Raw genomic sequence first — 20,111 nt, forward strand, 5'->3', positions numbered from 1 at the left:
GGCACTGGATGACAATTACGAAATATTACCGCGACACGAACGATAACCGTTGGATCGCTGTTTCGACATGGGTGACCGGCGCAGCATCAACTATCGGACCCATTTCGACGCCATCACCTCATTCTTGAGCCTAGGGGGAGGGTTCAGGTATTTCAAATAACGAGCGGAGCGTAATTTCCATGAAGAAAATCGGAATCATGATGTTGCTTGTCTGGATCGTTCTCCTAGGCGGCTGTACTTCCCACAAGGAGCTGAACAGTCCTTCATTGAAGGCATTCCAGGAACAAGTTAGCCAGGCGTTCCCGGAGATCAAGTCCTTGAAGACGGTAGCCTTACCGACACGGGTCACATTCCGGTATACATTTGAGACGAAGCCGGATCTCTCGGTTCAACAAGACATCGTCAAGCGGACGGATAGCTATTTGCGTACGGAAAACTTCGAGACTGAAGTGTTGGCGTCTTATTACGAAGCGTTCAGCAAGGAAGATCGCCTTCCACCCGATATCGTCGTCGCGATGGATACGGATGAGAACGGCGAAGCGAATTTTGAGTACTTGGCTCCGTTTCAGAAGGACGGTGAGTGGACGTGGTCATACAGTGATTACCAAAATAAGGCGGAGAAAGTAACACTTCCTTAATGGACGGTAAAGGACAACAGTCTCATCATCAACCTTTTACAAAAGAGCTGCGGCTGAAACCCATCCGCAGCTTTTTATCTACCGTTACTGAGGAAGGAGAATCTTAATGAGTTGGTTACAGGGTGGCCCATTCTTAGAACTCAGTTTTTTAATTGAAGAATCTGAAACACTACTGCAAACGATAAACAAAATAACAAATTCTTTAGCAGTAAAAATAGTGCTGCATCATCCGCCTGAAAAGATTGATGGGTTTTACGAAGGGTATCCGTTTGATGAAGACGATCCGGAAGGGAAAACTGTTCATCAAGTTTGTCTGAACTTAACGGTTTGTACCCATAGAGTTCGCCAATCCCTACTCTTTGTTGAGAGAATAAACACCGATCTTCTCTGCTTCTCGATTTGCTTCTATGGTTCAGAGGTTGATGCGCACGAATGGGGACAACCTGGAATCCGAGAAGACGAGATGCAAGAATTTTATAATTTGCTGCGAGATATTTTTAATGAGATCCATTTTATTGTGGGTGGGTGTGCTTTTGAAGAAGATGTAAAAGCTTTCTTTGATACGGATGTATGCTGGCCTGATTCTAGTTATTCAGTGGAGAATATCACTTCGAGTCGAATAACCCGTAGAATGAATGCTTTTAAACAGATCATTATAAATGACATCCTCTATAACAAGTTGGAGTGGGGTTCGAAAAATATAAGTTTAAATAAAATACATAACGGATTTGAATGGACTAATTGAATTTCTCTGAAAAGGCGAATATAAGAAAATCAGCACTTTGGTGGTGATCACTATGAAGATAAAGCTTCTAGAATTGCGTTTTCTGAAGGAAAATAAGATAAATGTTACTTTTTCTTCTGATTTAGGTATAGGTTTTGGTTATTGGAATTCAAGTAATCATGTTAAAGAGGGCATGGAGGTAGTAGTTGAGTTAGATATTCCGGGAACACTGTGCTTTGGTAAAGATATCGTCGAATCTATGGATGAAGAACCGAAGCTTTTTATAAGTATGGATAAAGTAAATCTCATTGGTCGAGTGGAACAAATTGAATACGATAATATTATAGCTGTTCGTCTAGGTCACAGTATTTTGTTGATTGAAGTAGATGACTCCTCAAAGTATGAGGCAGGGAAGTGGATTAAGATTCAAACTAATGAACTACAGATAACCGATTTTATGTTTTGAGATCTCTAAGACGACGTGGATGCAATTGGGCGAATTAAATTATACAAGGGGTATTTTTATGAAGAAAAAGATCGAGAAAATTGTTGAGCTTGTGTATAAAGTCTCCTGTTATGATATCGCTGATAACCAGTATAATAGGACATTTAATACTATAAGAAAACTTACAGAGGAAGTTTGGAATAGTCATTACAGAGAACTATTAAATGAGCTGGAAAAGTTAGATAATCCAGAAGCAAACTATCAATTATTTTGGCTTGAATGTTTGGGTTATCCAAGAAAAACACCTATTTTATTTGGGCATGATGGAATGCCGCTTGGTTTAAATTACGGAGCTCTGCCTTCTGATTTCAATAGATTATTAGGATTTCATGATTCAAAGTTAGTTTCAGTTTCAAGAGAAAATGAAGATATTAGAATGTTCATAGAGCTTGATTCGTGGGAATATGAAAGAGCAGAACTTACGTTTTACAATGTTATATCTTCCTATCATCTAGTTAATGACGAAATAGTAGTGGATCATCTGAAAGGCATTTCTAATTTTACTATTTTGTCCGATTGTGAAGCGCCAAATATAGAGTATTGTATTAGGCATTTAAAGATACCCGATACTGCATTAAGTAAAAATCATCAAGAAAAAAGATTGTTCTGTATCTTCGGAACGCAACGTGAATCATCCGATTCGCTTTATATTTTTGCAGATTGTTGGGGATTAAAGACCTATTAGTACTCTAGAAAGGCTCCAACTTCACCTCCTGATAAGATAATAAACCTATTCATTAGGGCCATTTTATTTTAGGTGGCGAGACTATGAAAGTGCGATAATAAGACATTTGGAACTGCAGGGATCCAATAACGTTCTAAAAGTTTTTCTCGAAGGAGGCAGGCCATCCCCCCCTTGGTTAGCCGGGATTTTTTCAAACTTTATAAGTAATCTCAGCGTATGATTAATTATTGAAGGTGAATCTGAATGTCTGACATCAGTTCTATCATTAAACTGATTGATATAGCAGCAAACCAAAAGAATTATAAAGAAATAGAAAAGCTAATAAATGTAATGGACATCCGTGTTCAACATGAAATACATAGCTTATTAAATGAATCCACAATTGAAGTAATTACTGAAAATAAGGACAATATCGATATTGCTTCAAGTGTAAAAGAGCACATCATTTGGTTGCATTTTTATAAATTATCTTGGTCGGATGAGATGCTTGATAAACTGATCAACATATATAAAGAGGAACGTTATCTTGCACTAGAAAGCAGAGTAATAAGTGCAATAAAATCAGATGAAATTGACCTTAGTCAGATAAATAAATTGGAAAGCACATTTAGTTCAAAGGAATTTATTAAGCAAATTGAAAGTTGGAAGAAGAGAAATGGTTAAAGCTTAGCTGTGGTCGGCCTTTGGCGCAGCTTTAAATCTGTCTATGTAAGCAAAATATCGATTTTGCGAGCTTTGACTGTGGATGTATAATCATGGAAATAAGCTGCTCAGACAACAAACGACCCGGCCGAAGATAGAGTTATCTAACGCTGGGTCGTTTCGTTTAATCCCTAGAACGTTGTGTAATTGTTGAAAAACCAAGGAGAAAAAAATGAAGATGAAAAAAATCTGGACTGATTTTAATGGCCCTAATCCCAATAGACTGAGAATATCAAAAGAGGAAATGGATTATTTTAAACTCTCTGAGGGAGAAGAAGTAATCATATACACAGAAGATATTCAAGTAAATGCAAGAATCATGTTTGATGAAGAGCAGGATTCTTGGTGCGGGGAAATCATTTCTGAAGTAATAACGATTCCAAAAGAAATTGAGGAAGCTCGAGCAGATGGATTTATTAATGGAAAGTTATTTGGAAGTTGGACTGAAAGAGATAACCTGATAAGAAAAATGAGACAACTTAAAATAGATCCAAAGCAAATAGAAGAAATAACGGGAGTTCCCCGTTCAGAAATAATAAGGAAGTATTAATTGTCTAGCAGCAAAGGATGTGATCGACACGCTTACTTATTTAAGCAAACATGCGCAAAAAGCCTATAAAGAAATTCTGCGAATTATAGAGGAACCGAACTTTCTCTTTTCAAATGACAGAACTCTAACACCTTTAGAAGCGCTAACTAATTATAGATATATTCATGGTTTTACTCGTTTATTAAGAAAAGGAACTATAAGTTTAGATGATGTCACGCAATCATTCATTTTTTTAGAAGGCAAGATAGAGGAATATTTAAAGAATATATATAAGAATAAAGACTTCAAATTCATCATTTACGGGGACGTTGGAATCCCTGGATTTACATTAACGGTGACGTCTTTTTATGAGAATCAAGATGATGAAGGGCGTTATGAGTTGAACGATCTGGTGAAATGGTTTGCTGAGAACGCATTATATAATGGATTACATATCGAAGAGGGGGCAGCAGAAGAAGTTACCGATGAAAGTAGCGGAAATATGTTCAAAAGATATTATTCAAAGATCATTAAGACCTAGATGCCTGGTTTTTCACCATATTGCGCAAAGGGACCAAGTTTTAGTTTCAAGAATATGACAAGAAATTGGCTTAGAACCCCCCGCTGGATACGGGCTCTGGTGGGACTATGTTCTTATCCACCAATAAATAGAAAGATTTTGATTGACACTAAACTCCCCTTATTAACTGCGGAACTTAAAATATAATGATATTGCCTCTAATAAAATTTGAATATCCGTTATCTATTCAAGGTGATTCTATGGTATCACTCCGCTGATTATTATTAGAAACTTTTTTTGTTTTGTCGGATAATGAGTCTCATAACAAAATGGGAAGCAGCTATTTTGGCTGCTTCCCGTGTGCATCTATCTTCCAAAACTAAGGATCTCATTGCCAGCATCAGATAAGATGATAAATCTGCCATCGTACTTGTTCTTGTACTTATGGGCTGGTGTTGCACCAGAGTTCACTGTTTTTGTATAGTTCGACGGATTATTTGCGACATCATCCCTGCATTCACCTGCTTTTACCAAGTAGTCGTAAATATTGTTTACGCTGACTTCAGATTTATGTTTGTCAAAGTGATATTGTAACGATGCTGCCCGAGTAGAAAATGTCCCTTTATGCCAACCTATGGAAGCAAGTTTTGTGTCATCATATTCTAATTTAGCATCGCCATTTAATACCCGTGTCCCACTCCCGTCAACAACTGTAATTGTGACGTAATAATTCATGGTAGTCTTTGTCATTGGAATATTCCATGTGAATGTTTTTCCAACAACAGCCGGTACCTTGCCCGATTTTGCAGGTAACCTACCATAATCAGTTGCAGAACCAGTTACTGTTACATTATCTAAGGCGTCAACTCCAATATTACCTACCCACACAGAAAGTACATTATAGCTAGGAGTAACAGTTATAGGAATCCCATTTGGTACCATAGGATGTACTCTACCATCACCTACCTGGAAGGTAGCTGTAGGAGCATACTTATCAGATACAGCAGGGCTTTTTTCTGCAAATACAGTTGAGCTCAAAGAAAACAACAATAGAAAAGTTAATAACGAGCTAAGGATTTTTTTCTTCATCGAAAACACACTCCTATTTCTTAGATTATATGCCGCAGATAGTGAAGCAGGAATGAGACTTAAAACAATTTTTAGCCCATTCATCAATCTCATTAACTAACTGTTTAGCAATCTCAGAATTAGATGCGTTTACGTTCTGCATAATCTGGTTCCACTCTTCTTGAGTAACCTCAGTAGGACCATAGTAATTGAAATCCCTAAGAGTAAGGGTCAAATAATCTACTAATTGTGTTTCAGCTATAGTTTCTTCAGTTAAATAAATTGAATCTTCCAGCCAATGAGTGCCACTCAAGCGCCCTTGCATAAACTCAAATACATCATGACTTGTCAGATCCTTCTTTTTAAGAATACCCATTGACTTCCTCCATACTTATACCTCTGGCTGTTTCATGGTAATGTTAACAGAAAAAAATGAACTTATAGTCATCCCTCCCTTTCGAATTTTAAAGGGGTATTTTACTTTATATACCAAAATATCCCTTCCCTAATAATAGATCAAAAGGGCGGTTTTGTGAACCATTTATATCTATTTTTCTATTTATTTGTAATAATAGATATCTCCTATATGAAAATACAACTGATACAGAAAAAGGATTGTTTTCATAAGGATCGCATTGATTTGGGGACGAGGAAGCTCAAAGATGATGCGGACTTCATCGATTGGATCAAGACGGCGGGGCCGGTTAAGTTTAAGGTATCGGTATGTACGGGTTCATTGTTGTGGGGAGTGGCGGGGTTTTTGAAAGATAAAAAAGCAACAACTCACCCCAATGTCTATGAATTGTTGGAGCCTTATTGTTCAGAGGTTATTCCATCCCGGATTGTGAAGGATGGGAACGTAATCACCGCAGGAGGAGTAGCGACATCCATTGATTTAGGCCTTTTAATAATTCGATTGTTTGCTGGAGCGGAAGCGGCCCATGTGGTGAAGAAGCAGTTGGATTATCCATATACGGCAGTTGGAATTGTGGAAGTGTAGGCAATTTATGTGGACCGTTGAATCCTGCAAAACCGTGTTTGTATATTGGGTCTTTCGCCCCTTGCTCGTAAAATGTATAATCATGGAAGAGGGCCCGGACAACAAACGCCCCAACCTAGATAAAAGCTATCTAAGGTTGGGGCGTTCGTGTATATAATAAATAAGTGGAGGGAGTAGGGGATGCGAATTTTCTTTCGGATTTTTATGGTTTCTTTTCTTATTGTGATTTGCGGATGCTCAACACAAGAAAAAGTAAATTTTGAAGACCGTATGAAAGCTGTTCTTGAATACAAGCAATATGAAGTAGAGGCAGAACACCCCGATGAAATAAAGCAATGGTTAGACCAGGTCCGTTCTACCGGGGATGAAGACCGATATTTTATTCTTCAAGATCCCGATGAAGAGGAAGGCTACATGTATTCGTATGTGTACCGAAAAGGTTCTTCCGATTATGAGGTTTCATTGATTTACGACCCAAGCGATCAAAGCAGCACAGAGAAAATTCATGTAACCGGAGTAAACAACGACCCCTCCAACGAAAAATTTGTAAAGATTAAATCAATAAAAAATGGTGAGTCCACACTCTTTATTTTCTCAGATGAAAGCTTGAAGAATATATTGATAAATAACATACTGAAGGCAAAAGCCGGCTCCCTATAATGGAAACCGGCTTCTGCAATATGGGCGGGCGTTAGCTCTGTATTTTAAAAGTGAAAGAAAATATGTCAACTGAAATTTATATTGGGCGAGTTAGGGAAGAAGCTATATCCTCGCTTTCAGCAAGTAAAATCAAACAATGAAAATTCCATCACTCTATAATGGGTATAGAGTCGTTGAAACGAGGTGAACAGACGAATGTACGAGTGGCACAAGCAAATCCAAATCATCGTTGACGAAATTGACGAGTGTATTCAACATCGTAACGGTGAAGCGATATCTCTTGGATTTCTTTCCCGCAAGTTAGGTTATTCCGAATTTCATACGACGAGAAAATTTAAGGAAATATCAGGTATGCAATTTAGGGATTATCTGCGGCATAGAAAATTGGCCTTTGCCCTAAAAGAGGTACGGGATAGTGACAAAAGCCTGTTGGATATTGCGTTTGAATATGGTTTTTCATCACATGAAGCTTTTACCCGAGCCTTTAAGGGAACCTATGGTGTAACTCCAAGTGAATACCGAAAACAGCCTATGCCTGTTGCCCTTCGTACAAAAATCACCCCTTTCGACCGCTACTTTTTCGGATTGGGAGAGATCGGTATGATCAAATCGGCAGATGGGGTTAACGTTTATTTTGTAACCATTCCCGCGCACAAATTTTTGCATATCAAAAACGATGAGAGTAATGGGTATTGGGATTTTTGGCAAAAGCAAAGTCTTATTCCCGGCCAGGACTGCGAAACCATATGCGGCTTGCTCGATAGCATCAAGGGTAAATTGGATGACGATGGCGGGAGCGTAACGAACAGCGGCAGCGGTCAGATTATGGCGTACATCATTGACCCGGGCGGCAGACTCTGCGGTTGGGGGATTCCACGTACAGAGTGTTATGGTGTGCGACTTCCTTTGGATTATCAAGGCGAAGTCCCCCCACAAATGCTATTGATTGATGTTCCCGAAGCCGATTATCTTGTCTTTGAACATGGGCCGTTCGATTATGAACAGGAAAATCGCAGTGTGGAGGAAAAGCTGGAACAAGCAATGGCAACTTTTGATTTTGCAGGCACCGGTTACTGTCTGGATGCTTCCCCCGGCAGAATCATTTACATGTATCATGATCCGGAGCGGTTTTTTAAGTATATCAGACCGGTGCGGAAGTCATAATCGTATGTAGTAAAGCACCTGCCCAATGCGGCAGGTGCTTTACTACATACGATTAAGTCCTGATGACACCGCTCCTCAACCAAGTGATAAAAGTCAAAGCGCCCATAAGCTAAAATTAATATATAGTTCAATAAAACGTGAGGGTGAAGAAACCATGACGGACAAAAAGATCATAGTACAATTTACTATGCTGACATTTTTCATAGCATTTCTTGTATCCGGTGCTTTGATTGCTCTTGGGCCATTCGGATATTCGGTTCACAATTGGGTTCACACATTCCAGCAATTCATGATGAATATTCCTTTTGCAATCTATATTTTGTCGCCCGCTATTGCTTCGTATATCGTTCTGAAGAAAAACAAAAAAGTAGTGGATTTTATGGAATGGTTGAAAACGGTTTTCTATGTCAAAAACAACCTATTTCCCTATTTGTTCGTTGTTGCAGGGCTTGTTTTATACTTCGTAATACATATCGCGGTTTCAGGCCGCACGGAAATGGCGCTTCCATTCTATACGCTTTTTCTTTCACTGCCAGGTAATCTTATAATCGGCGGCTTGGAGGAAGCTGGCTGGATGTACATATTGCAGCCTAAACTCAGCAAAAAATACGGCTTTGTTTTATCTTGTATTTTTACCGGAATTATTTGGACTGCATGGCACATCCCTCTTTTCTTCATTCCGGGGACGAATCACGGAGAGGGACTCATTAACTTTTGGATGTTTGCCGTTCAAGTTATGGCGTTTCGTTTTTTTTACGGAGCAATCTACACAATATCAGGAAAAGGCCGTGTGTTTATGTGCGTATTATTCCACACCATGTTCAATGCCGCATCTCCCATCTTCGGCACGACGACTATGACTTGGGCGGGGACCATTGCCGCAAATGCTCTGATTGTTCTTGTTTCAATTGTAACCGTTGTATTGTACGACAAGAGGCATATTTGAATCCCTTGACATTGACGTCGTGTTGCACTTTATGATCTGTATGAGAAAGGAGATCAGGCATGAGCAATTTAAATGCTGGCAACTGGGATGCCGGAAATATGTTCGGCTAGCTTGAAGATCTATTAATTCCAGTCAAAGAAAAGAAGGGTGCGATCCATGAAAGCATCAGAGATTCAGAAGGCAAGAATAGCTGAGATTGAAAATCAGGCGGATTTGATGATTAAAGAGATTAAGGTCGCTACACTTACTTCAATCACAAGGCAACACATTTTGAAAACAATTCCAAAGCTTCGGTGTGTTACTTTAAAGACTCTAATAAAGCAAATTTAGAACTTGCAGATACAAAACTAGGTAACCAATATCATCGATTCTTTCGAAATTCGCTTGGAGTCCGGCGGACTCATATGACTAGGCGACAGCCTTGCTACGCGAGAAATATACAGAGTTGAAAAAGGCATCCCTTGGCTGAGGAGGAGGCGGGTTTGATGCAGATTACACCTAATCTTCATTTTAAGGTTCGATGTAAACAGGCAATTCAACTATACAAGGAGGATATACGATGTTAAACGAACTTCAATCCGTACATAACGACTTTATAACAGTCATGAAAGTAGAACAAGGTGTGCTGGGGGCATGGTATTTTGGCTCTACCGCTCATGGGACAATGGACGTTCATTCCGATATCGACATTGTTTTTCTCGTGGAAGAAGGCGCTTATTCGTTGGTGGATGAAAAACTCACAGTTATGCTTGAAGACGTATGTGATGAAGTTATCCTTTGTTGGCCGGAGGATTTTAACAGCCAGGCCATCAAAAACTATGGCTATATTTTACGGCAGAAGGAGCATCTGTTTCAGTATGATGTGTTCCTATTAAACAAAGGGAAAATAGACGACGATATGTGCCGGATTCATTACACCGAGTTGCAAGCAAAGGATATCGTCTTTGATCGGGATGGTAGTGTGCAAGCGTTGATAAACGAAGGTATTAAAGGGGGGCTATGGCAGGATGACCTGCATAAGCTCATCACGACTTACTGGTTTCATGTGCAGATGTCAGCCAAATATTTTGCACGCAAAGACTTTTTTAAGTTAAACGGGGTCCTGCGCATATTGATGGATACGCATAGCTCTTTGCTGTTGACGTCATATGATCAAATCACCTGGGGCGGCGCTGCCAGCAAGCTACATTATATAGATGAAACAAAACAAAAGCATTTGATGAAATATGGCTGTACAGAAGAATTGGTGATGGTCAGAAAGAACCTCCTGCAAGCCATGGAATGGTTTGAGGACGATGTCAGAGAAATCGCAGTGCCGGATGAAAGCATACTCAGCCCAAGAGCCATCGATCTTATCAAGCAGGACTGGATTATAAAAACCGGATCTATTATTAATTTGTAATGGAGGAGATTGTAATGATCAAAAGTTTCGGCGCGTTGGTTCATTTTTACAATGATGACGGTCCGAATAAGTACGCATGGTATAGAAAAAAACGAAAGGGCTTTCAAGTGCAAAGGAGGGCTCCTTATGAACATCAGCTCACAGGTTTATGTTAAAGGCAGTATGGAAGCTGCCGGTCTATATTGCCGGGCATTCGGTTTGGAGAAAGGCCTTGAAATCAAGGACGAGGCAAAAAATGAATATGCGCACTGCGAGTTGACGCTAAACGGCAAGCTGTTCATGGCCGTCAGTGAAGCGCCTAAGGAATGCGATACCCGTCCAAAAACGGCATGGCAGACCATGGCCTTTAATGTATACGACATGGGGAGTGAGGAAGCTGTCCGGCAGGCCTACGATATCCTGAAAGACGGCGGTACCGTCATCGACCCGCTCGGTCCGTGTGACTGGAATCCGTATTGTTCAAACTTGATCGACCGCTTCGGCGTTTTTTGGTGGATCGCTATATGACAAAACAAGGCTCGCGTATGTAGTGGAACAAGATTTTTCCATTGTAACAGAGAAGGAGTTTACGTGGAGCGGAGGAAAAAGGAGTTCAATTATTCCATTGTTGAAAGAGATGAAATGATTTTATTGGGTATTAAACAAGTTATGCCTGAGGGGAATAAGGCAGAGCTTTACAAATTTTTTGATGGTATTGTTCAGGACGGAAGGTACCATAAACTGTTTTCTTCCCAAAAAGAAAATGTCGGAGAGTGGAATATCTATACTTCAAGTCCCGTTCGGGTTTCGTCTCACGAGGAGTTTGAGAATGTACATGAACGTACATTAGTAGATCTTTGCATAGAGGACGTTGGATATAGACTGGATTTTGAAAGTAACAAGCCGATCATGGAATTTCAACCCATTTCCTGCACCCAAAATCCTCCATACTTTGATTTTTGGATGCCTGTGCAAGAACTATAAAGATTTGAAGAAGGAGCGTGAAGACTATGAAATTTAGAGTCATCTCGATCCCACCGTTTAAGGCGGTATCCTCTGGTGTTGATAAGCACTTTGATTTTTCGGAAAATGGTGTGCTTGGCAAGTTTGACGCTTATTTTTCAAAGCTGAAACCAGGGCCGCAAGACAGTTTTGTACCAAGAGATTTCTTGTATTATGATGCGGAGCAAGAGGGATTGGTATGGATCTATGCCTTGACTGACTATATGGATTCTGAAGGGTACGAGATTATAGATTTTGATGGCGGGTATTATGTGACTTATCATTACAAAGACGGAGATCATGAGGAGAATGAACGGTTGTATCATGAAGCTCTGTCATGGATTGAGAATTCGGATGTTTTTGAGCTGGACCAAAGAGCGAATCATTATGCGATGGGGCATATCATCACGCCGCCGGAAGTGATTAAGGCAACCGGATATGCTCTGATGGAGAGCTGTATCCCTGTTAAACTTGTGAGCAAATAATCAAGCGTTCTCGGATGTGTAATCATGGAAGAAGCGAAGGCAATAAACAGCCCAGCCAAGGATAAGAGCTATCTAAGGCTGGGTCATTTCGTGGATACAAGAACGTTATACGAAACGCAGGGAAAACATGAAAGGGAAAACGAATAGATATCCATGGGACAAGATGAAGTTATTTTTTCAAGAAATAATAGAATCTAATAACCCAATATATAAGGCATTTGGTATAGTAGATAGGAGATTGCGAAGAAGAAGATTTTATAAAATGCAATTAGAAGAGCGTGAACATCCGTTGGTGAAAAAGTTTTATGGGCATAGAAGCGAGTTGTTTGAAACTTAATTTGAAGATGCCAAGCACATTGTATAACAACGCATTCATGCATTGACCGGCTGCTGCCGTCCTTTCCGCAAGAGGCATTTCGGGGAAGTTGTTTTCAGTTTCGTGAACACATAATCGTTATACGCAATTACTCGTAACATTAAAAAGGAGTGTCTACATCGATGTCAGAATTGTCTAGTAACCATAAAATAGCTGTAGTCACTGGAGCTTCAAGGTTGAATGGGATTGGAGCAGCGATATGTAAAGAACTCGCGAGCAAAGGTGTTGATGTATTCTTTACATATTGGAGTGCCTACGATTTGGAAATGCCATGGGGGATGAACTCGCATGAACCGGGCATTTTACAAGAAGTGATACAAAAATACGGAGTACGTTGCGAGAAACTTGAAATGGACCTTTCCGACTCAAATACACCTGTGAATTTGATGAATTCCGTTGAAGAAAGGCTTGGGAAGCCTTCTATTTTAATCAATAATGCGACCTATTCCGTTGATGTCAGTTATGAAGATTTATCCGTTGAGATACTTGCTAAACATTATCAGGTTAATATCCAGGGAACGATGTTATTAAGTGCAGAATTTGCCCGTCGTTTCGACCGCTCCAGAGGAGGTAGAATCATAAATCTAACGTCGGGACAATCGCTTGGGCCGATGGCAGGAAACATAGCGTATGCCTCCACAAAAGGTGCAATAGATGCGTTTACTTTAACCCTATCTGCTGAAGTTGCATCTAAAGGTATTACTGTAAACGCGGTGAATCCTGGTCCCACTGATACGGGGTGGATGAATGATGAGGTCAAAGCGTATATTTTGACTAAATCTCCGACGGGAAGAGTTGGATTACCTCAAGATGCAGCACGTTTAGTTTCCTTCCTTGCAAGTGAAGAAGCTGAATGGGTAACAGGACAAATTATTCACTCGGAGGGCGGATTTCAAAGGGGTTAGTTTGTATTAACCTAAGGCCGCGGGGTTCAAGCAGCTTGATTATCCATTTAAGGCAGTTGGAATAGTGGAAGTGCAGGCAATTCATGTGGGCAGTTACATCCAGTACAGACAACAAACGCCCCAACCTAGATAAGAGCTATCTAAGGTTGGGGCGTTTCGTATATACAAGTACATAGGGGGATCCCATGGAACAATTTGATATCTATCCGAGTGAATTGTATGGATTCGTGCAATCCCTTATCGGCCCTTTCCAAATCATAACCAATTGTAGGCCAAAGAGCTCGAGAACCGGGGTTTGGAAGCTAAGCTCGAATGTTGATCATAAATATTACTACTTGAAGACTTTTAGCAGAAAGCAGAGATGGCACCCTGAGGTCTATGCTTATCAAAATTGGGTCGGCCACCTGAAGCCCTATGTCCCTGAAATGATCAGGGCTTTTGAGGGGGATGGTTGGCAAGGCATCCTAATTACTTCTGTTGAGGGTACGATCATGAGAGATACGAGATTGGATCCCGATGCTATTGAAGGTGCTTACTGTAAAGCTGGTGAACTTACAAAATTATTGCATGATTCGCAGGTTGGGGAATGGTTTGGACGTCCCGATCAAAATGGAACACCGATTGAGTTGTACCATGATCGTGATCCCGTTAACTACGTTCACCGCTCAATTAGGGATTTAGCAGATCGAGCCGTACAGGAACAATTATTGGACTCTTCGGAAATTGAATTGCTGGAATGGGCATTTCGGAATGTGGAGGTTTTTGAACACACAAAACCGGTACCGATTAGTTGGGATTCAACTCCCGGGAATTGGCTAGTGGATGGAAATGGTGTTTTTACCGGAATGATTGATTTTGAAAATATGTTATGGGGCTTAGATGTCGATAATTTCTCAATTTTATTTGAGAGGTATTTTGCAGGCGATGAAATCGCGAAGAGGGCTTTTTTTAAAGGCTATGGGCCTGAAGTGCTTAAGGAGAAAAGTAGGCAAATCAAAATATGCTGCATTAAGATGGCCATCGGCGATATTTATTGGGGAACTCGAAATAACTCACCGACAGTTAGAGAGTATGGAAGAAGTCTTTTGAAACGAATATATAATAACCAGTTAATATGAAAGGAATTCATATGGAACGTTCTGAAGACATAGTAACGAATAATGCACTGTCCGTTCTCGCATACATAATTATACAAGTCGCTGGAGACGTCATCTTATTCTATTATAATAACCAATCAGTAGTGTTTTATTTGGTCACTGGTGTGTCGTTAATCATTTATCTTATTATAGGTTTCACAGTGTTAAAAAATAACAAAACCTATCTTTCTGATTACTTTTCCGTCTCAACAATAGCTATTGTAGGAATCTCAATATGGTTGCTGTTCTTTTTTTCCTATATATCGGATTCTAGCGGATTTATGCCTGATTTGATTTGGGTTTTATATGCGTACTTTAATAACCTCAGTATGATTGTTATGATAAGACAATCCGAATTTGAATATTATTATGTAATCATGTTGCTTTTGAATCTCGTACCCAGTTTTATATTTTGGCTTGGGTTATCATTAAAACGATTCTACTTTAACTATAGACGAGGGATGAAGTAACTTAGACATTTAGAAAACTTCCCGATTCTTGAAACGAAGCGGATCTTGTTGAGGCCCATCACTTACTTAGATATTGAAGACATGCATGAAGATTGTTCTGTACCCGAAGTCACAAGGTAATACAACATGGGAGTAAGTCATATTAAAAAGGATGAAAATACAAAGATGAGTATGAAAAAAACAGGGGTAATCCTATTTCCTCTTTTTAGCGAGTATGAATTAACTGTTGCCTTATCTATTTTGAAACAAGGAAACCATCCAATAGCAACCATTGGAATCACCTCAGATATGATTAGAGGGGAGTCAGATTTAAAGTGTGTTGCCGATTGTACAATATATGATGCCGATATTGAGAGTCTGGACAGTATTTTGATACCTGGTTGTATGGGCGGGGGAGATTTATTCAGTTCAAAACAAGAGGAAAGGGCACATTTTATAAGGTAAATAAGAGAAGCCAGTTACGCTGTATATCCACACCCTGGTTTGCGAGAAAGGCGGGATCCGACAAATGGAGACTACCCTTTATTTTGTGAGACATGGTGAGTCCATCTTTGTTGAAGGACAGGAAAGAAACAGAGGATTATCCGATAAGGGGAAGCTTGATGCACTCACTGTCAAAGAAATATTAAAAGCGGAAAACATAGATCATTTCATTTCCAGTCCGTGTGCAAGAGCCATCGAAACAATAGCGCCGACAGCACAGAGTTACGAAGAAGAAATCAAGCTAGAGGAAAATTTAAAAGAAAGGAGGGTTGGCGATTTTTCGCCCCACTCATTTATAGAAGCAAAGCAGATGTTATTTGAGAACCTTTCATTTGCATTCCCGGAAGGCGAATCGAGTGAAGAAGCTCAGAAAAGAGCTGTAAAGGTTATACTGGAGATTTTCAATAAATACGAAGGCAAGAATATTGTAATCGGGACTCACGGAGATATCATGACGTTAATGATGAATCATTTTGACCCCCAATATGATTATTCCTTCTGGCGCACTACAACGATGCCGGACATATATAAAGTAGTTTTTCAAGGACAGAAATTAGTAAGTACAACAAGACTCTGGGAAAAAAAGCTCCATTAGACGCATCACAGCTGGCCTCCTGACGAAACTTAAGTCGATGGAACGTCGTAAATAGGGTAACGTTATACACAATTACTCGAAAATAAACAATGGACCGTTGGCGAAACAAAAGGAGCAGGTGACCATGGAATCGGAATGGATGCGGGCGGAGGAAGCCTTAAAGCTTGTTGAGGTGACAGGTCATGAAAACAATAAGCCGGTTTCGGTCATTCATGTCCCGGAAAATTTACGCTGTATCGGGATCGGTACGGATGCTGCTGTTTTTTATGATCCGGCCACTCCTGAATACGCGTATAAAGTGTATACCGCGCAGGCATTAGAAAAGAAGGATGTTGAGGCAGGGATTTATGATCGGTTAGAAGGATCGCGTTATTTTGCCAGGTGCTATGGTGTGGGTCCTAACTATTTGGTTTTAAGTTTGGAACAGGGAATGACGTTTTACGATTGTCTTCTGCAGGGTGTGCCGGTTCCCGAGCAAGCCATCCTGGACGTGGAGGAAGCGCGTCAGTTCGTCCGAAGTCGAGGGTTGAATCCCAGGGACATTCATCTTAAGAACGTTCTCCTGCAGGAGGGGAGAGGAAAAGTCCTCGATGTTTCGGAATACATCCAAGAGGGGAACGACAATCGTTGGGAGCATTTGGTCTGGGCATATCAGCACGTTTATCCGCTGGTCAAAGGGACAAAGGTTCCGTTATGGATGCTGGAAACCGTGACCAACTGGTACAACCGGATCGATACGGCAAGCTTTGGGATCGAAGACTTCGCTAAGCGAGTGAGCGGGTTATTCTTCGGTAAGCGTAAATAAGTGGAGGGCCGGAAGTTGTGCTTTAGCCTCAAATTTGTTTTTCTCGATCATTCAACATGGTAAAATATGATTAAAGAGGAGGCGATCCTGTTGTTATGGGCGGAAGTTAGGGAACTTTTTCCAGATCAATTTGTACTGGTTGAAGAACTGAAGTCTCATTATGAAGAAAATAAGCTTCATGTAGAAGAAGTAGCTATCATCAAGCCTATTTCTGATTCGGAGGAAGCGATGAAGGAATTGTTTGCCGCCAAGAATGAGCGTTTTGTTTACCATACTTCCAACGAAGCTATTGTTATAGAAGTACGGGACAAGCCGATGATCAGAAGAAGGACTAAAAATGAATCTTGAATATAAAGACGGTTTGTTGTTCTCGAATATAGAAATTACCCATAACGGGAAGACACTTCAATTCCCAAATGTCGTTATTGATACTGGAGCGGCAGAATCCATTCTCTCCATTGATGTAGCACAAGAACTGTTCGATGCCTATGAGCCAGGGGATCAGATTCGATTCATGAATGGTATCGGCGGCAGAGAGGCTGCCGTGCGCAGGAAGATACATGAAGTTGGGTTTCATTCATTCCGTGTGGTTAATTTTTCTATTGATTTTGGCCGCATCGATACAGATAACAAAATAGATGGCTTGATAGGGCTGGATATATTAATTCCTGGCGGGTTTATTGTCGATTTATATCGCCTTGAGATTTATTCGAATCCCAAATAAATTTTGCCCTCATCCAATTTAAAGAGGCTAACCCGAGCGGTTAGCCTCTTTAAATTCTTTCTCAATTCTTCACCCTAAAAGGCCTATAGAACTCCCGAATATCAACGGCCAAAGCCTCCGGTTCTTCCCATGCGGTAAAATGCCCGCCGCGGGGCATCGAAGCCATACGGGTTACATTCAGGTGGCGCGCAGCCCACGCTTTAGGCGGCAGCAAGACATCCGCCGGGAATAAGGCAAGGGCTGTTGGAACCTCGATGTAGCCGAGCGGCGGCAAAGAATGCGCGTTTTCATAGTATAGATGCGCTGTCGATCCGATGGTGTTGGTCACCCAATAGACCATGATATGCGTGATGAGTTCGTCTTCACTGAATCTTTGCTTGAGGTCACCTTGGCAATCACTCCAAGCCCGGAATTTCTCCATTAGCCAACCCGCCAATCCTGACGGGGAGTCGGAAAGTCCATAAGCCAGCGTTTGGGGGCGTGTCGATTGAATGGACATGTAGCCTCCCTCTTGAGCCACCCATGCCGAAGCCGCTTGCTTGTAACGCCGTTCTTCCTCTGAAAGCTTGGCCTCATCGGCAGCGGACATCAGATCCCTTATAATTCCGATATCGGTAAGATGAATTCCGTATAACAGTTCGGGATGATTTGCCGCCAGGTATCTGGTCACGCCGGAGCCGATATCCCCGCCAGCGGCGCCAAATTTGGGGTAGCCTAATTCTTCGGTCATAAGCTTGGCCCACATGTCGGCGACACGCAAATTGTTAACGCCGGGCTGCTTAGGGCGGCTGGAGAACCCGAATCCGGGTACGGAAGGGATGATCACGTCAAAAGAATCCTCGGGGTTACCGCCATAGCTGGCCGGATCCGTCAGAAGCGGAATGATTTTTTGGTACCGAAGGTAACTGTCTGGCCACCCGTGGGTAAGAATCAGGGGCAACGGGTTAGATCCCTTCCCGCGCTCATGTACAAAATGTACGTCGAAGCCGTCGATATGACAGCGGAACTGGGAAAAGCGGTTCAAGGCGGATTCTTGTACGCGCCAATCATATTGGTCTCTCCAATACGAAACCAGCGATTTTAATGTGTTTAATTCCGTGCCGCGTTCCCAACCCGTGTTTTCGACTTGATCCGGCCAACGGATGTGCCGCAGTCTGTATTGCAGATCGTCCAGGATCTCATCGGAAACGTGAATATGAAAACGTTCAACAGCCATGTTTGACTCCTCCTTTTGTTGCTACAACGTCATTATATCCCTCCCCCTGGTGTGGTACACTGGCATAAATGAAGGATCTGACTATACTATTTGATAGGTGAACGCTATGCCGCAATTCGACCGTTACAAAAACCGCCTGGTGAACATTGAATTTGCCGCCGTGGAGGATCTGAGTCATCTTCCTTACCCCGATCGGCTCTCTCTCGTTTTCGTTACGTCCGGGAGTATGAGGGGGATGTTGAACGAACGTCCCCTATCGATTGCCGCTCCCTGTATCCTGTGCCTGGCGGAAGAGGATGAGCTGGAAATCACGGAGAAGCAGAACGTGGCCGCCCAATCCTTTCATTTTCAACGCGAATTTCTGAACTCCGTAACGGATTCCGAAACGCAGCGCGACCTTCGGATGGCTCCGAGAATTCGCACGGGCCTTTCCCTTTTTCAAAGAGATGGAGCCCATACAGGTGTGCCCCGTATAACCGAAAAAGCCTATCCGCTATTGTTTGAATGGTTCTTTGTGCTCGGTACGGAAGTGCGGGCGCAAAGCGATGAACGGTGGAGGTGCCGAATCAAGAAATACCTGATTCAGATTTTGGGGATGCTGGAGGATTTAAATCGGAGCAGCGAACAATCGCCGGTGGATTTGGTTCTGGAATATATCCATACGAATTATTTCAGAAAAATTGCTTTGGAAGATCTGACGAAATGTGCCCATTTGAACCGGGTGAGTCTGAATAAGATGTTTCAGGAAAGGTGCGGAACTACCGCCATGGGTTACTTGCTTTCGCATCGCTTGAAGGTAGCGGGCGATCTTTTAACGCATACGGATATGAACCTGAACGATATCGCACGTGCCACCGGATTTGAATACGACACCTACTTCATCAAACAATTCACGTCCAAGAGAGGACTATCGCCGACCACATATCGGGTGACCTCTCGGAAGTTAGCGGCATTTCTGTAGGAGGCTTACTATCATCCATTGGAAAATACTTGGCGGAGTGTCTAATCCATGGATGTCCTATGTTGATCTTACAAGGGATGGTAGAGAAGAAGTGGTCGTTATTCTTGTTACCGGACGGGTACTAATTTAGATACGAATGAAGCTCATGTATTAAACGGAGCCCCGTGAATGGGGTGCTTCCAGATCACGTATGCACTGTTCAAGTAACCTATAAGTATAATCAAACCCTAAATGAGTTTATTGTAGACCGAATTGAAGTTACCCCTGATGAATAAACCAAAAAAGTTGGCGCCTAGAGTGCTTCCAAACTTCCAACTTCAAAAAGATGCAAATCTGCAGGTATTTAAGCCGATTTCCGAGGGGATGCGAAAAAAGATGCAAATCTGCAAGAATTTCCAGCGTTTTTAGAGAAACGAGCCGGTTTCGTCGAA

The 20,111-nt window shown here is 41.5% G+C and carries 27 protein-coding genes; 24 read left to right on the forward strand and 3 right to left on the reverse strand.

What is annotated here, in order from left to right; translation table 11 throughout:
* The first annotated feature begins 179 nt into the window (after nucleotides 1-179).
* From V4U84_RS10885 to V4U84_RS10915, 7 genes are all read left to right on the forward strand, one after another.
* Complete coding sequence (locus V4U84_RS10885) at nucleotides 180-638, forward strand: hypothetical protein (RefSeq protein WP_334071356.1); 459 nt, start codon at nucleotides 180-182, stop codon at nucleotides 636-638.
* Nucleotides 639-744: 106 nt separating this feature from the next.
* Nucleotides 745-1,383 (forward strand): hypothetical protein, encoded by a 639-nt coding sequence (locus V4U84_RS10890; protein ID WP_334071355.1) that lies wholly within the window; start codon nucleotides 745-747, stop codon nucleotides 1,381-1,383.
* Between the two features lie 52 nt (nucleotides 1,384-1,435).
* The gene (locus V4U84_RS10895; RefSeq protein WP_334071354.1) at nucleotides 1,436-1,828 is read left to right on the forward strand and encodes a hypothetical protein; all 393 of its coding nucleotides are present in this window, start codon (nucleotides 1,436-1,438) and stop codon (nucleotides 1,826-1,828) included.
* Nucleotides 1,829-1,886: 58 nt separating this feature from the next.
* Nucleotides 1,887-2,552: a hypothetical protein gene (locus V4U84_RS10900; protein ID WP_334071353.1), complete on the forward strand. Its 666-nt coding sequence runs from the start codon at nucleotides 1,887-1,889 to the stop codon at nucleotides 2,550-2,552.
* Nucleotides 2,553-2,795: 243 nt separating this feature from the next.
* Nucleotides 2,796-3,215, forward strand: a complete 420-nt coding sequence (locus tag V4U84_RS10905; RefSeq protein ID WP_334071352.1) for a hypothetical protein — start codon at nucleotides 2,796-2,798, stop codon at nucleotides 3,213-3,215.
* A 217-nt stretch (nucleotides 3,216-3,432) separates the two neighbouring features.
* Nucleotides 3,433-3,804, forward strand: coding sequence for a hypothetical protein (locus V4U84_RS10910; protein ID WP_334071350.1), 372 nt, complete (start codon nucleotides 3,433-3,435; stop codon nucleotides 3,802-3,804).
* Between the two features lie 19 nt (nucleotides 3,805-3,823).
* Nucleotides 3,824-4,324: a hypothetical protein gene (locus tag V4U84_RS10915; RefSeq protein WP_334071349.1), complete on the forward strand. Its 501-nt coding sequence runs from the start codon at nucleotides 3,824-3,826 to the stop codon at nucleotides 4,322-4,324.
* Nucleotides 4,325-4,669: 345 nt separating this feature from the next.
* Here the strand turns inward: V4U84_RS10915 and V4U84_RS10920 are convergent, their stop codons facing one another.
* Both V4U84_RS10920 and V4U84_RS10925 read right to left on the reverse strand, forming a co-directional pair.
* Nucleotides 4,670-5,392 (reverse strand): hypothetical protein, encoded by a 723-nt coding sequence (locus tag V4U84_RS10920; RefSeq protein ID WP_148452261.1) that lies wholly within the window; start codon nucleotides 5,390-5,392, stop codon nucleotides 4,670-4,672.
* 25 nt (nucleotides 5,393-5,417) lie between these two features.
* Nucleotides 5,418-5,747, reverse strand: a complete 330-nt coding sequence (locus V4U84_RS10925) for a hypothetical protein (RefSeq protein WP_148452263.1) — start codon at nucleotides 5,745-5,747, stop codon at nucleotides 5,418-5,420.
* A 156-nt stretch (nucleotides 5,748-5,903) separates the two neighbouring features.
* Between V4U84_RS10925 and V4U84_RS10930 the strand changes: the two genes are divergently transcribed.
* From V4U84_RS10930 to V4U84_RS11005, 16 genes are all read left to right on the forward strand, one after another.
* Nucleotides 5,904-6,371 carry a DJ-1/PfpI family protein gene (locus V4U84_RS10930; RefSeq protein WP_416367234.1) on the forward strand — a complete coding sequence of 156 codons (468 nt, stop codon included), beginning with the start codon at nucleotides 5,904-5,906 and terminating at the stop codon, nucleotides 6,369-6,371.
* Nucleotides 6,372-6,551: 180 nt separating this feature from the next.
* Nucleotides 6,552-7,031: a hypothetical protein gene (locus V4U84_RS10935; RefSeq protein ID WP_334071348.1), complete on the forward strand. Its 480-nt coding sequence runs from the start codon at nucleotides 6,552-6,554 to the stop codon at nucleotides 7,029-7,031.
* Between the two features lie 195 nt (nucleotides 7,032-7,226).
* A complete protein-coding gene (locus V4U84_RS10940; RefSeq protein ID WP_148452267.1) occupies nucleotides 7,227-8,195 on the forward strand; it encodes a helix-turn-helix transcriptional regulator in 969 nt (322 codons plus the stop codon).
* 154 nt (nucleotides 8,196-8,349) lie between these two features.
* Entirely contained in the window at nucleotides 8,350-9,141 is a 792-nt protein-coding gene (locus tag V4U84_RS10945) for a CPBP family intramembrane glutamic endopeptidase (protein ID WP_334072039.1), read from the forward strand.
* Nucleotides 9,142-9,700: 559 nt separating this feature from the next.
* Entirely contained in the window at nucleotides 9,701-10,543 is an 843-nt protein-coding gene (locus V4U84_RS10950) for a nucleotidyltransferase domain-containing protein (RefSeq protein ID WP_334071346.1), read from the forward strand.
* A gap of 126 nt (nucleotides 10,544-10,669) precedes the next feature.
* On the forward strand, nucleotides 10,670-11,050 hold the full coding sequence (locus tag V4U84_RS10955) for a VOC family protein (RefSeq protein ID WP_334071345.1): 381 nt from the start codon (nucleotides 10,670-10,672) through the stop codon (nucleotides 11,048-11,050).
* A gap of 63 nt (nucleotides 11,051-11,113) precedes the next feature.
* The gene (locus tag V4U84_RS10960) at nucleotides 11,114-11,506 is read left to right on the forward strand and encodes a hypothetical protein (protein WP_334077175.1); all 393 of its coding nucleotides are present in this window, start codon (nucleotides 11,114-11,116) and stop codon (nucleotides 11,504-11,506) included.
* A gap of 26 nt (nucleotides 11,507-11,532) precedes the next feature.
* Nucleotides 11,533-12,009, forward strand: a complete 477-nt coding sequence (locus V4U84_RS10965; protein WP_334077176.1) for a hypothetical protein — start codon at nucleotides 11,533-11,535, stop codon at nucleotides 12,007-12,009.
* A 127-nt stretch (nucleotides 12,010-12,136) separates the two neighbouring features.
* Nucleotides 12,137-12,346, forward strand: a complete 210-nt coding sequence (locus tag V4U84_RS10970) for a hypothetical protein (RefSeq protein ID WP_334071342.1) — start codon at nucleotides 12,137-12,139, stop codon at nucleotides 12,344-12,346.
* Between the two features lie 161 nt (nucleotides 12,347-12,507).
* Nucleotides 12,508-13,290, forward strand: coding sequence for an SDR family oxidoreductase (locus V4U84_RS10975; protein WP_334077177.1), 783 nt, complete (start codon nucleotides 12,508-12,510; stop codon nucleotides 13,288-13,290).
* Between the two features lie 185 nt (nucleotides 13,291-13,475).
* A complete protein-coding gene (locus tag V4U84_RS10980) occupies nucleotides 13,476-14,408 on the forward strand; it encodes an aminoglycoside phosphotransferase family protein (RefSeq protein WP_334071340.1) in 933 nt (310 codons plus the stop codon).
* A gap of 653 nt (nucleotides 14,409-15,061) precedes the next feature.
* Nucleotides 15,062-15,340, forward strand: a complete 279-nt coding sequence (locus V4U84_RS10985; protein WP_334071339.1) for a DJ-1/PfpI family protein — start codon at nucleotides 15,062-15,064, stop codon at nucleotides 15,338-15,340.
* Between the two features lie 64 nt (nucleotides 15,341-15,404).
* Nucleotides 15,405-15,974 carry a histidine phosphatase family protein gene (locus tag V4U84_RS10990; RefSeq protein WP_334071338.1) on the forward strand — a complete coding sequence of 190 codons (570 nt, stop codon included), beginning with the start codon at nucleotides 15,405-15,407 and terminating at the stop codon, nucleotides 15,972-15,974.
* 124 nt (nucleotides 15,975-16,098) lie between these two features.
* Nucleotides 16,099-16,779, forward strand: coding sequence for a protein kinase family protein (locus tag V4U84_RS10995; RefSeq protein WP_334071337.1), 681 nt, complete (start codon nucleotides 16,099-16,101; stop codon nucleotides 16,777-16,779).
* A gap of 90 nt (nucleotides 16,780-16,869) precedes the next feature.
* Complete coding sequence (locus V4U84_RS11000) at nucleotides 16,870-17,127, forward strand: hypothetical protein (protein ID WP_334071336.1); 258 nt, start codon at nucleotides 16,870-16,872, stop codon at nucleotides 17,125-17,127.
* Nucleotides 17,117-17,503: a retropepsin-like aspartic protease gene (locus V4U84_RS11005; protein WP_334071335.1), complete on the forward strand. Its 387-nt coding sequence runs from the start codon at nucleotides 17,117-17,119 to the stop codon at nucleotides 17,501-17,503. The genes V4U84_RS11000 and V4U84_RS11005 overlap by 11 nt, the downstream gene beginning before the upstream one ends.
* A 61-nt stretch (nucleotides 17,504-17,564) precedes the next feature.
* Here the strand turns inward: V4U84_RS11005 and V4U84_RS11010 are convergent, their stop codons facing one another.
* Nucleotides 17,565-18,719, reverse strand: coding sequence for an epoxide hydrolase family protein (locus V4U84_RS11010; RefSeq protein ID WP_334077178.1), 1,155 nt, complete (start codon nucleotides 18,717-18,719; stop codon nucleotides 17,565-17,567).
* 106 nt (nucleotides 18,720-18,825) lie between these two features.
* On the opposite strand from V4U84_RS11010, the gene V4U84_RS11015 reads away from it, so the two are divergent.
* Entirely contained in the window at nucleotides 18,826-19,680 is an 855-nt protein-coding gene (locus tag V4U84_RS11015) for a helix-turn-helix domain-containing protein (protein ID WP_334077179.1), read from the forward strand.
* Nucleotides 19,681-20,111 lie beyond the last annotated feature (431 nt).

The organism is Paenibacillus sanfengchensis (assembly GCF_036864765.1).
Lineage (GTDB): Bacteria > Bacillota > Bacilli > Paenibacillales > Paenibacillaceae > Fontibacillus > Fontibacillus sanfengchensis.